This is a genomic window from Fibrella arboris, from assembly GCF_041321095.1.
Classification (GTDB): domain Bacteria; phylum Bacteroidota; class Bacteroidia; order Cytophagales; family Spirosomataceae; genus Fibrella; species Fibrella arboris.
This window is the reverse complement of record NZ_JBGGWE010000002.1, coordinates 334,846-347,060: the sequence shown is the minus strand read 5'-3', so window position 1 is coordinate 347,060 and position 12,215 is coordinate 334,846. Positions and strand designations below refer to the sequence as shown.

The window sequence follows — 12,215 nt, the reverse complement described above, 5'->3', positions numbered from 1 at the left end:
GTTTCTACAAGGCAGCGTATATTTCCAAACAAGCTAACAATACTTATATAGATAACTGATAATCAGTATATTGAACAGTAAAAGCGGCGTACCATTTTTGAAAAATGGTACGCCGCTTTTACTGTTTTTTACGTGAAGCGAGTACGTTATTCTACTAGCTCAATGGGGCCAGGATGTAAACTAAGGTATTCGCTGGGTGTCTGGTTCGTTAACTTCTTGAACGAACGATTGAAGGCGGTTTTAGAGTTGAACCCTACTTCAAAAGCCATGCTTAAAACGGTGTAGGACCTAAACCGGGGATCATTTAATCGACGCTTTAATTCTTCGATCCGGTGGTGATTGATGAAGTCAAAAAAATTCTTCTGATACTCTTCATTAAGCAGTTTAGAGAGGACATGGGGCGGGATCCTTGAACGAATCGCCAGTTCGGCCAGGGTCAGATTGGGGTTGGTGAATGGTTTCTGTCGTTTCATGTAACTGTCTAACTGCTGGCGAAGTGCCAGCACCGTCTGTGTTGGTTCCGACACGGGTGGCAGGCCGGTTTGTCGCTCTTCTGTTGGAAAAAAGAGTTCGGTTGACCCATGTGCTGTTCGATCGGGAATCGGGACGGGCCGACTGTCGCTTTCCGACACTACTCTCGGCTCCGCGTCGAGCAGCGGGACCCGCTCCGTATCGGGAAGTTTGAACAGTTCGGGTTGGTGAATAGCGTAATAGCCTAACAGGTAAATGATGCTTGAGAAAGTAAGCCAGATCAGGTCAACATTTTTCTGGGCAATGGGAAGAATCTCGGTATTTGTCAGCATCCCAACGGCAACCAGGCCGAAGAAAAAGCACCACAACGCCAGACAAACAGCCTGGATAGTTAACACGGTATTTAAATACTGCACCTGGGGCTCTGTGGAGAGGCTCATCTGGTGTTGTTCCTGGTAAGTCTTGATGGCGCGTCGGCACAAGAGCCAGTAGAAAAAATTGTAGAGCAGACCAATCAGGCCAGCCACCAAAAACAGCCCTGATAACCAGGGATCCCGATTGACGATCTTAAGCTGTAATAGTTTATTCTCGCTCAGCAGATAAGGCATGTACACCACAATCTGCACCAGTGAGGGGACAAAATACCGCCACCAGTCGGCCGCGGGCCGACTGGTGTTGAACAGCAGCTTTCGGAGATAGATGTAAAAGAGGGGCGCATACAGGAACAGAATCAGTTCGGGAAACAAGAGCAACTTTGTGTAGGTCTGCGCCACTTCACGGTAGGCCGCAACAGTTCTCACAAAAATGAGCAGTGAACTGAATCCCAGCAGGAGCACCAGCCATCGGTTTGCCGATTTATTGTAATTCTGGATGCTCGGAATGGCGATTAAGAGCAACAGGCCCTGAAAAGCCGCAAACAACATTAGTAAGTCGTAGATGGAATAAAAATGGAACGTACCTGACAAGTCCTCCCAGCTACGCACCGCCACCTCTACTTCTACGGGGGCTTTGCTGGCCGAACGGGCAAGCACGTGGTTGGGACGGGCATTCCCATTCTCAAACCCTTCAACAGATTCCCAGGTGCCACGCGTTACTTTAAACTCCAGTCTGGGCAGCGCTGTCTGTATAGTGAGCTGATAGGATCCATCCAGCTTGCGTTGAAATTGGTAGTCGGGGTGAGCTGAATTCCATTTGTTGAAATTGCCGGATAAAAAGAGCTGCGCATCATGCGGCGTATTGATAGGCAACTCCGTCAGGACAAACCGATAGGTGGTGGGTGCTGATGGTGGCTGCGCCTGAAGAGCTGAATGACTACTGACCAGAGAAAGGAGCAGCCATAAAAGCAGCCAGATCGTCTTCATTCGTTGATTGCTGATGAATATGAGTAAAAGGGAGCGTTTGACTGTCACCTTGTTAAGGTAGAAAGCCCACAAGACAACGACTCGTGCTGCTAACACTTATACGGTTCTTTCCGTTACTAAAGTACAAATCTAACGCTCAGCGCAATGAAAATTAATGTAGAGGAAGGCCTCGATAAGCCTTTCCTGTCGGATGGCCGGCAGACTGTTGATATTACGAATATTGACGAAGGAAAAAGTGAATATAAGGACGTACCGTTTATCGCCTGCCGTTTTGAAAATGAAGACGGGTTTGTCAACCAGCGCTTTTATATTTCACCGGCAGGGATGCCTATCTTAATGGAGCTATGCCGGGCAGTGGGGGTAGAAACAGGCGCCAATAACCAGTTAGACACCAATAAACTGCTTGGAAAGAAAGTGTCGATCGAAGTCAGTGACTATACCTACCAGGACCCTGAAACCGGAAATGAACGGACGTTGAAACAGGCAACTGCTTTCGAGCCAGTGGCATAAAGTAACCAGCCATTGCTCAAAATGAGGCGTATATTTGCCGGCGACTACACTATGGTCAGAGGTTAGCCTGTCGGCTTTAACCTCTGGCTTTTTTTATGAACATGAACAACCTACGTTTTTTGCTTTTTTGTCTGTTGCCCCTGGCATCGTTCGCGCAGTCACCGGTTTCTACCCGTATCCGTTCCGGAGTGGATATTGAGGCAGGTTTTCGTCAGGATCAGATTAGTCCGTCATTATCGTATTACCAACTCCTGAATATTGGTGAACGAAAACGTTTCGCTATCGGCTGGACTACTTCGTTCAGAACTTTCTACGCCAGTAATGTAACGTATACAACAGCGCCTGCTTACATCTCAAGGGGCGGCAAATCGGGAATCTATGCGCTCGGAGCACCGCTGGTTCCACAAAACCTGGATACGCTCCGCATGGCGTCAGCTTCTGGTACGTCTCTGAACTTTGGTATCAGAGCGCAGTTTCACCTAAAGTTCATTGAGATTGGCGCCAGTGCTGATTTGCTGGGCATCACGATCGGTAAAAACCGGATAGGCCAATATGTTTCCTCGACAGGCTACTTTGCTGGCAAATCTGTAGCGGGTGCCGACTCGATTATCCGTTTCACCGGGTCTAATGTGGCTCAAACGGCCAAACCGACTATCGCCAACGTGCAGCTTCTGGGTGATAATACCATTGGCACGATTGCAACGGAGGTGTATGCCAAGGTGCTATTGGCCCAACGGTTTGGTGTTAAAGTAGGCTATCAATGGTTGACTACCGAATATACTGCATCGGTTAAAAACGTGGTAGATAACAATAACAGGTTTCGGAGCCATTCAGGGTTGACCTATGTGGGCATTACGATACCATTTTTCCAGTGACCGTCTTACCTATGAAAACGGGAATTATTGTGCTGGCAGCGGGGTCGTCGAAGCGTTTTGGGGGCATCGCCAAGCAGCTATTGACTGTAAACGGAACCTCGTTAGTACGGAACGCCGCCGAGATTGCACTCACCGCCGATTTAGGGGGGCCTGTGGTGATTGTGTTGGGTGACCGTCGTGAACAGATCGCTCCAGAACTCGATGGGTTGCGCGTCACACTGATCGACAATCCGACGCATGCGGATGGAATTGCATCGTCGGTGAAAATGGGGCTGGCGGGCCTGTTTCTGATGCAGCCAACGATCGATACATTTATAGTGATGCCCTGCGACCAACCTTTTCTAACGCCAGCGCTGCTTCAGCAACTGGTGGCCACGCAGCAGGAGACGGGAAAAGGGATGGTCGCCACACGGTATGGTGATCAGGTACATATGCCTGCGCTGTTTACCCGACAGTATGCAGAGGCGCTGTCGCAGCTAACGGCCGACAAAGCTCCGAAATGGGTTATTATTAAGCACCGGAATGATCTGGCCGACGTGCAGTTTGAACCGGCGGCCATCGATCTGGACTTCTGGGCGCAAGTAGAGGCTTTGTAAAGTGGGGACAGGGCTGGTGATCAGGGCCAACTCTATAGCTGACCCCTGATCACCAGCCCGCTGATCCCCCACCTACATCATCTTTTTCACTAATTGCTCGACCGTAATACCTTCGGCTTCAGCCTTGAAGTTTCGAACGACCCTGTGGCGAAGAATGGGCATGGCAACCGCCTGTACATCTTCGATATCGGGCGAATATTTGCCCATCAACAGGGCATTGCACTTAGCCGCCAGAATCAGGGCCTGTGAGGCACGCGGACCTGCGCCCCATTCCAGGTACTGATTGGCTTCTGTAGCGGCCATTTCGGTATTCGGGCGGGTTCTATGCACCAGCTTCACGGCATATTCCACCACATTATCAGCGACAGGCACACGGCGAACCAGGTGCTGGAATTCAGAAATCTCTTCGCCTGTAATGACCTGCTGTACCTGATACCGTTCATCGGTTGTTGTACTCTTAACGATCGCCACTTCCGACTGATAAGAAGGGTAGTCCAGGTAAATGTTGAACATGAACCGGTCGAGCTGCGCTTCGGGTAGTGGGTACGTTCCTTCCTGCTCAATCGGGTTCTGGGTTGCTAAAACAAAGAAGGGGCGACCCAACGGATAGTTCTGACCGGCAATCGTCACTTTATACTCCTGCATGGCTTCGAGCAGTGCCGACTGGGTCTTCGGCGGGGTCCGGTTAATCTCATCGGCTAGAATGATATTGGCGAAGATTGGCCCTTTGATGAATTTGAAATTGCGATCCTGGTCGAGCGTTTCAGAGCCTAGAATGTCAGACGGCATTAAGTCTGGGGTGAACTGGATGCGGTTAAAATCAAGGTCAAGCGCGTTGGCAATGGTCTGAATCAGTAACGTCTTAGCTAATCCCGGAACGCCGACAAGCAGGCAATGTCCCTGGCAAAAAATGGCCGTCAACAGCAGCCTAACGGTTTCGTCCTGACCTATAATGACCTTGCCAATCTCATTACTTAGTTTTTTGTAAGCGTCTTTAAGGGCTTCTGCGGCCGCCACGTCGGATGTATAAGGCATTAGGGGAAGTTTTATTAACAATGATGAATTTGAAGTGCAAAATGGAGAATCTATAACAAATAATGGCACTGCTCGCTACCAAATTGGTAATTCGCAATGCCATTATCCAGCTTACTCACAAATTATGTCAGATTCGTTAGTTAGCGGCCTGGGCTCCGCTGTTCTGAGTCGTGCCAAAAATTCGGCAACCAGTGTACTCAGGGTCAACCGTGATATACACATCACTGACTGATTTGCGGAACCACTCATCGATTGCCTTATTCTTCTTATTCTGCAAGACAATGTTTTGGAGCTTTTCGAAATCAAGCTTATAGTCGGCTGTGTGCGGGGCTATCTTGGTTTTGTAGTACAAAATCCGTACCCCTGTTTTGCCATCGTCGGAACGGTATGGCAAAACAGGGGTAATTTTTCCTACCGTCATGGTGTCCAATATGGAGAACATGGCATAATCCATGGTGCCGTCCATCGCCAGGCGGGCACTACCCGACTGAGCGTCACGGAGTAAGCCCCCAGCATCGGCCGTTGCCTTGTCTTCTGAGAAATCCTTGGCTGCTTTGTCGAATTTAATACTGTCCAGCTGAATCATAGTACGCAGGCTGTCGAGGAAACGGGTAGGCTCAGTCACTTCGAGGCGGTTGTATTCAGGACGAAGAAGGATGTGCCGGGCGTGGTATTCGGCGCCCCGCGTTTCGATCAACTGAATCAGGTGAAACCCGAAGTCCGATTCAACAATGTCAGACAATTCGCCTGGTTTGAGCTTCAGGGCAGCCCCTTCAAAAGGAGCCACCATCATGCCCCGCTTTGCGTAGCCCAGATCGCCGCCTTTCTCACCAGAGCCGACATCCTCCGAATTGGCTTTGGCCAAAACGCCAAAATCGGCACCGTGCAGTACGCTATCTTTCAAAGCCTGCAACCGCTGCCGCAATACATCTTTCTGCGCTTTCGTAACGACGGCATACCGGACAATCTGACCAACTTCTACCTCGGCTGGCATATAAGGCAAGCTGTCTTTCGGAATGGTATTGAAAAATTTCAGTACATCGCGGGGGGTAACTTTCGTTTTCGTGGTGATCGTCTCCTGCATTTTGCGCGTCAGCATCTGATCCCGCACCTGGGTACGTACCTCGCCTTTCAGCATTTCGAGGCTTTTGCCAAACTGCTCAACGATATTTTTCTCCGAACCATACTGCTGAACCATGTACGACATCCGACTATCCAGCTGGCTGTCGACCTGCTTTTCATCAACCACTACGGAGTCAATCTCAGCCTTGGCCAGCATCATCTTGTTGATGACCAGGCTTTCCAGCAACTGGCATTTCTGAGGGGCCTGCTGACCGTTGGCCGCGTAGGACTGTAGCGCCTCTTCCAGGTCCGACTTCAAGACGTAATAATTATCGACCTTGGCTATGATCTTGTTCAGCAGAACCGTTTCGTTATCCACGACGGTATCGGCAGGTGCTACAACAGCAACTGGCCGGGCCGCCTGCGGAAGGGTTGCGGGATGAGACGCAAATCCGCCGGTGCTAAACGCCTGGGCCAGGGTCAGTGTGGCCCCCAACAGACTCAGCGATGCGGTGTGTACTTTATTCATTTCGTAACTGAGAGTTTGCTGTCTTCTGGTCGCTGCTTTCAGTTGCTATTGGCGAAGCAACTGAAAGCAGCTACCAGAAGACTCATTTTAAGAGTCGTTTCAATTCGTCCTCGTTCACCCGAACGGGGTATTTCTGCCGTAGGTCAGCTAAAAACTGCTGCTCCAGATAGAGCTGGTAATCATTAATGACGGCCCCACGCGCCTCCGCAAAAGTGCGGGGGCGGGGTTGCTCTATTTTCGAAATGGTGACCTGCACAAGCCGGTTTCCTTTGGTAAAGGAATTGGTGCCTGTCTGCCACGGTAGCTCATCAACATACTGGTTCTGCCCTTTGGCAAAAATGCCTTCCGTAATGGTAACGGCATTGGCCACAGTTCCACTCACCACCCGGGCTATATCCTGCCTGGATGTTGTCAGGTACGTAAATGATACCCGGCGGGCGGTGGCACTCGTGGGCCGTGACCCCTGCAAATCTTTTTCATTGATGCGGGCAAGCTGAACACCGTTGCTGGTCAGGTAGGTGACAACCGATCGAAGCCGTCCGGCCGAGACGCTGTCTTTCTCCGTGGCATCGTGCGAAGCCGTTACGTCGAGTACATACGCCGGGTTCTTGACCATCGTCACCAGAATGTCGAACATGGCATCAGTAGCCCCAGACGACAAGGCGGTCTGATTTTGTTCGAACAGTAGATCAGGGGCCGATCGTTTCAGCGGATACGGACTGGTCGCCAGCCGTGCTTTGGCATCGGCCAACAGTTTTTCGTCGGTCGCGTCAAGAATGGTCGCTACGGCTCTGGCCGGGTACGTATATTTTGCCCGGTTCTGTTCAAAATATTGCTTCTGCCCAGTTGAATCGGCCAATGAGCGTTCCCAGACCTGCTCTTCCATCACTTGTGACAACAACACACCATCGCGTACTTCAGCCAGCAAATTCCTGAATTCAGGGTATTTTTTTTCCAAGTTGGCTTCTTCGGCCGCCATCAGTTGATCGCCCACAAACCGGGTGTAGAGGCGCTGCATGACCGCTCTGGCAGTAAGACCCATTTCTGAGCGTGGCAGTTGCTTCTGTTGAACGTAAGTAAAGAATTTTGAGGCCGGTATGCTGGCCGTGTACCCACCGGCACCAGTAATCGTCAGCAGGGTCGATTCGTCGGCGGGCGTTGGCAGGCGCCACCGGCCTTGCAGGAGACTTGAATCGGCGCGGGCGAGGGCTGTCTGTCTGACCGACTCGTTCTCGCCGACCGTGTATTCCCGGTTAAGGCGCTGAAGGGTGGTATTCCGTACCACTTCCGAGCGGGAATCGGTCACTACTTTTTGCCGGAGTGCCGGCGCCAGTTCAGCAAACGGTTCGATCGGCTTACGTTCAATGAGTTTGAGGATATGCCAGCCATAATTAGTTCTGAAAGGCGGGCTGTAGCTGCCGGGCGTGGTCAGGTTAAACGCGGCTTCTTCCAGGGCTGGTACATTCTGACCTGTTGCAAAGGGTGGCAATTTGCCGCCTGCATTTTTGCTCTGAGTATCGTCGGAATAAAGTTTGGCGAGGGCTTCGAATGAATCGCCTGCCTGTAGTTTGGCATAGGCCTCATCGATCCGGGCTTTGGCGGCGGCCACACCTGCAGGCTCGGCCGTGGGCGAAAGACGAACAAGAATATGGGCCACCTGTATTTTACCCCGCGATGGGCGCCGGTCATTTACCTGAATCAGGTGATACCCGAAACGAGTGCGAACAGGGGCCGACAAACTACCAACCGGAAGCAGGTAGGCTGCATTCTCGAATGGATAGATTGTTTGAAAGGCAGAAAAATAACCCAGGTCACCACCGTTTCTGGCTACTGTGGGGTCTTTTGATACTTGCCGGGCTACCGTAGCGAAGGATTCCCCGTCCTGAATGCGCTTGCGGATGGCCAGCGCCTGCTGGTAGGCGGCCAGGGTATCGGCCGGGGCTGCTTCTTCCGGGACTGGAATCAGAATATGCGAGGCCCGCACTTCCTGCTGCATCCGCTGGTAGGCCTCATTGGTCAGCTGTTCAACCAGCGTTTTATCGGTCAGGTACGGTTGCGCCAGCTGCTTCCGGTAAGTAGCCATCTCTTCCCGAAACGCTGCTGTCGTGTCGCGGCCAGATTTTTCTGCCGCCAATACTTTCAGTTTCAGGTTCGTGTACAGGTCCAGATAGCTACGAATATCGGTCCGCTGTGACGAATCGGCCGATAACTGGTTCTTCGTGAACGAGTCGAAAAATTCGTCGCTGGAAATTGCCTTATTGTCGCCCAGGGTCAAGACGACTGGCTTAGGCGTACCTACTGCCGGGGGCGTGGTGGCTATCGGCGCCGACGTTTTACAGGCGGTGACGAGCGCCAGCCAAAGGGCCGACCCAACAAACCGCCGACAAGAAGGCGAGCTGAAAGAGGGGGGAGGTTGCTGAGAAAACAATGACGTTGAACCAGGTAAGCGCATGTACGGATTGCTACAGTCAAAACAAGCAGACACAACCGAATAGTGCCCGAAAGAGAACCGACAAAGATAGGACTTATTGGCCAGAAGGCTCTATTTTAACGTTTTTTAGGCTCAGATCGTACGTCAGTTCATAGTCGAACGAATCGCGCAGGTGTTGACCGGTGAAGTGGGCAGGAATCCGCATTATCCGTTTGCCCGACTTGCGAATGGCGGCATCGGTCAACTCCACGCTGCTCTGCCCCAACACATCGTCGTCGTCGAGCTGATTGGCGAATTGGAGGCCCATGCCAGCAGCCGTTAGTCCTGCGGCCACATATTTCAACGGAGTGAGCGCTTCGGCACCAGCCAGCAAAATGCCCGCCGGGACGCTGATCACGGTGTTCACCCGCTGAATTTTCCCCAGCAGTTCCGACGCCTGATTGTAATCGTCTACTTCAATGAGCACCATCGACGCTACCATGCGGCCGTTTTTGGGCATCGGTAGTCGGATCGGGATCGATTTGGTCAGATCGGCCGACGTACCTTTTGTCATGGACTGAACGCCCCAACCGCCATTGACTACGCCGACCGCTTTATTCTGCGCGTCGTAACTGACCAGTGAATAGGCCAGCATGACCTCGTCGCGGCGGCTGATTGTCTCTTCCAGGTTATTGGCTTTGAGCGAGTTGGGTCTCAATTCGGCAGTCAATGGCCGCGGGGCCGCACAAGAAGCAAGGAACAGGAGTGTAAGACCACCGAGCGGAAGTTTCATAAAGGGGAGACAGAAGCTTTACGGTACAACGGATTTAGGGCTAAAAAAAGTCTTTTCTTTGCACCATGCGCTTAGTTACCTATAACGTAAATGGCATCCGGGCGGCCATCAAAAACGGCCTGATCGACTGGCTGCGTGAGCATCCGGTTGATGTGCTCTGCCTTCAGGAGGTGAAAGCAACGCACGATGTAGTCGATCTTAGTGTCTTCGAGGCACTCGGTTTTACGTACCACTGGCATGCCGCCGAAAAGAAAGGCTATTCAGGTGTGGCTACCTTCGCCAAAATGCCCGCCGACAAGGCCGTGTTAGGTTGTGGACTAGCGCATTACGATTGCGAGGGCCGCATTCTTCGCACCGACTTCGGTGATCTGACCATCCTGAACTGCTATTTCCCCTCAGGTACGTCGGGCGACTCACGGCAGGGCTTCAAGATGCAGTTTCTCAATGAGTTCTTCGAATACGCTCATACTCTTCGGCAGTCTCGACCTAACCTGATCGTAGTGGGTGATTACAACATTGCCCATACCGAGGCCGATATTCACGACCCCATCCGCAACAAAAATTCAACTGGTTTTCTGCCCGAGGAACGTACCTGGATGACCAACTGGTTTGCCAGTGGCTTCATCGATGCCTTCCGCGAAAAGAATCCTGAGCTGGTCGAATACAGTTGGTGGAGCTACCGGGCCGGGGCCAGAGCCAATAACAAAGGCTGGCGTATCGACTATATCTCGCTGGCCGAACCCCTTCGTGACCGCCTGCTGGCCGCCGGGCACCATGCCAATGCAGTCCATTCCGATCATGGCCCCGTCTGGGCGGAAGTGGCGGGAGAGTGAAAGCGTGAATGGCGAACGAGTGACTAGTGCAGGTGCCAGCCAACTAGCGAAATGATCAGTTGCTCTGTCCCCCCCCCTTCTCTCGTTCACTCATCCGCTCTTTCACTCTCCCGCCCTTTCACGCTCTCGCCCCATGCATTACCTGCTTTATAAACCCTTCGGTATGCTGTCGCAGTTTTCTCAGGAAGGCGACAAGGCTACTCTGGCAGATCTATCCTTTGCCTTCGGGCGCGACGTGTATCCGGTTGGTCGGCTGGATGCAGACAGTGAGGGGCTTTTATTACTGACGAATGACAGGTCGATCAATCATCGGCTGCTCGATCCGCGTTTTGCGCACGAACGTACCTATTATGTGCAGGTCGACGGAGCGATCACGGAGGAGGCCGTTCAGCAATTAACTGAGGGTGTATCGATCACGGTTGATGGAAAAATGCATCGCACCCTGCCTGCTGTTGCCCGTCGTATCGAAGAGCCTGACTTGCCGCCCCGAAACCCACCGATCCGGTTCAGGGCCACTATTCCCACCTCATGGATTTCGTTAACACTAACCGAAGGAAAAAATCGGCAGGTGCGCAAAATGACGGCAGCTGTTGGTTTTCCCACGCTGAGGCTGGTACGCTGGGCGATCGGGCATCTGACGGCTGACGGCATGCAACCCGCTGATGTGCAGATCGTAGCGGAATCGGCAATCACTCAACTCCTCAACACGCATGGCGCAGCCACTACGCGTTTGCCTCTACGGCCCCGAAAGCGTCGGTAAAACCACGATGGCCCAGCAACTGGCCACTCATTACCAGACCATATACGTACCTGAAATGGCGCGCGATCTGATTACCTCGAACGACCTGACCAGCGACGACTATGCCCGCATTGCCGTTGCGCAGACGGCGGCTGTAGAACGTGCTGTTCCGCTGGCAAACCGGGTGTTGATCTGTGATACTGACCTGATCACCACGCAGTTATATGCTACCATCTACGGCGTGCCGCACCCCGCTATTCTCACCGAACTAGCGGCTCAGGAACAATTTGATGCCTACTTTCTGCTCAACCCGGACGTTCCCTGGGTGGCCGACGGGCTGCGTGATCTGGGTCACCGTCGGACTGAAATGTATGCCCGATTCGAGCAGGCACTGAGCGAACGTGGCATTCCGTACGTAGTTGTTTCGGGGGCTGATTATGCAGGCCGGACGCAACAGGTTATCACCGTAATTGATAGGTTACTGGGCAAGGTAATATAGCAAACTGCCGAACGTCGATCCAATCACTCCGCCCGTTAGAAGCTCGACTACCGTATGCCTGTTCAGTTGGCGTCTGGACCAGCCAATCATTGGAATGAAGGCTAGCAATAACACCCCGAGCTTTACGTCTAGAAGCAATAACAGGAAAGCTAGGTATGTATTCAGTGATACATGTAAGGAGCTTTTGATGAACAGGTTAACGAGTTGCGACGTGACCAGCAGCAGCGTGGCCAGCAGGAAGCCAATGCGCAGGATATAGGACTGGTTGGTCACGTACAGAATGAATGTGACACCCCCCAGCAAACTTATGACCAGATAATACCAGGTCTGGCGCTGCCGCTGATCTGAGACATCAAAATTGGTATGAACGCCCTTTACCTTTACCTGATTTCGATACATACTAACTGCGAGAGGCACAAACAGGCCACCCACAATCAGCAACGCCAGTATTGATGCATTGGCGAGCGATTCATAGCGAAATAGAGCCATCAGTGAACAGACA

The 12,215-nt window shown here is 52.1% G+C and carries 12 protein-coding genes; 6 read left to right on the top strand and 6 right to left on the bottom strand.

Annotated elements, in window-relative coordinates:
* Positions 1–146 precede the first annotated feature (146 nt).
* Complete coding sequence (locus tag ACAW75_RS03990; RefSeq protein WP_370727384.1) at positions 147–1,832, bottom strand: helix-turn-helix domain-containing protein; 1,686 nt, start codon at positions 1,830–1,832, stop codon at positions 147–149.
* Positions 1,833–1,976: 144 nt separating this feature from the next.
* Here ACAW75_RS03990 and ACAW75_RS03985 point away from each other — a divergent pair, with 144 nt between their 5' ends.
* From ACAW75_RS03985 to ACAW75_RS03975, 3 genes are all read left to right on the top strand, one after another.
* The gene (locus tag ACAW75_RS03985; RefSeq protein WP_370727383.1) at positions 1,977–2,342 is read left to right on the top strand and encodes a hypothetical protein; all 366 of its coding nucleotides are present in this window, start codon (positions 1,977–1,979) and stop codon (positions 2,340–2,342) included.
* Between the two features lie 101 nt (positions 2,343–2,443).
* The gene (locus tag ACAW75_RS03980; protein WP_370727382.1) at positions 2,444–3,217 is read left to right on the top strand and encodes a hypothetical protein; all 774 of its coding nucleotides are present in this window, start codon (positions 2,444–2,446) and stop codon (positions 3,215–3,217) included.
* Between the two features lie 11 nt (positions 3,218–3,228).
* On the top strand, positions 3,229–3,813 hold the full coding sequence (locus ACAW75_RS03975) for a nucleotidyltransferase family protein (RefSeq protein ID WP_370727381.1): 585 nt from the start codon (positions 3,229–3,231) through the stop codon (positions 3,811–3,813).
* Between the two features lie 72 nt (positions 3,814–3,885).
* On the opposite strand, the gene ACAW75_RS03970 is transcribed toward ACAW75_RS03975, so the two are convergent.
* The 4 genes from ACAW75_RS03970 to ACAW75_RS03955 all read right to left on the bottom strand — a co-directional run bounded on the left by ACAW75_RS03970 (position 3,886) and on the right by ACAW75_RS03955 (position 9,642).
* Positions 3,886–4,848, bottom strand: a complete 963-nt coding sequence (locus ACAW75_RS03970; RefSeq protein ID WP_370727380.1) for an AAA family ATPase — start codon at positions 4,846–4,848, stop codon at positions 3,886–3,888.
* 136 nt (positions 4,849–4,984) lie between these two features.
* Positions 4,985–6,439, bottom strand: a complete 1,455-nt coding sequence (locus ACAW75_RS03965) for a peptidylprolyl isomerase (RefSeq protein ID WP_370727379.1) — start codon at positions 6,437–6,439, stop codon at positions 4,985–4,987.
* Between the two features lie 82 nt (positions 6,440–6,521).
* Positions 6,522–8,891 (bottom strand): peptidylprolyl isomerase, encoded by a 2,370-nt coding sequence (locus tag ACAW75_RS03960; protein ID WP_370727378.1) that lies wholly within the window; start codon positions 8,889–8,891, stop codon positions 6,522–6,524.
* Between the two features lie 73 nt (positions 8,892–8,964).
* Positions 8,965–9,642: a hypothetical protein gene (locus ACAW75_RS03955; protein ID WP_370727377.1), complete on the bottom strand. Its 678-nt coding sequence runs from the start codon at positions 9,640–9,642 to the stop codon at positions 8,965–8,967.
* A gap of 65 nt (positions 9,643–9,707) precedes the next feature.
* On the opposite strand from ACAW75_RS03955, the gene ACAW75_RS03950 reads away from it, so the two are divergent.
* From ACAW75_RS03950 to ACAW75_RS03940, 3 genes are all read left to right on the top strand, one after another.
* Positions 9,708–10,475: an exodeoxyribonuclease III gene (locus tag ACAW75_RS03950; protein ID WP_370727376.1), complete on the top strand. Its 768-nt coding sequence runs from the start codon at positions 9,708–9,710 to the stop codon at positions 10,473–10,475.
* A 133-nt stretch (positions 10,476–10,608) separates the two neighbouring features.
* Complete coding sequence (locus ACAW75_RS03945) at positions 10,609–11,235, top strand: pseudouridine synthase (RefSeq protein ID WP_370727375.1); 627 nt, start codon at positions 10,609–10,611, stop codon at positions 11,233–11,235.
* Positions 11,186–11,713 carry an AAA family ATPase gene (locus tag ACAW75_RS03940; protein WP_370727374.1) on the top strand — a complete coding sequence of 176 codons (528 nt, stop codon included), beginning with the start codon at positions 11,186–11,188 and terminating at the stop codon, positions 11,711–11,713. Before ACAW75_RS03945 ends, ACAW75_RS03940 begins: the two co-directional genes overlap by 50 nt.
* Here ACAW75_RS03940 and ACAW75_RS03935 read toward each other — a convergent pair.
* Positions 11,693–12,202 (bottom strand): hypothetical protein, encoded by a 510-nt coding sequence (locus tag ACAW75_RS03935; protein WP_370727373.1) that lies wholly within the window; start codon positions 12,200–12,202, stop codon positions 11,693–11,695. The genes ACAW75_RS03940 and ACAW75_RS03935 overlap by 21 nt on opposite strands.
* Between the last annotated feature and the right edge of the window lie 13 nt (positions 12,203–12,215).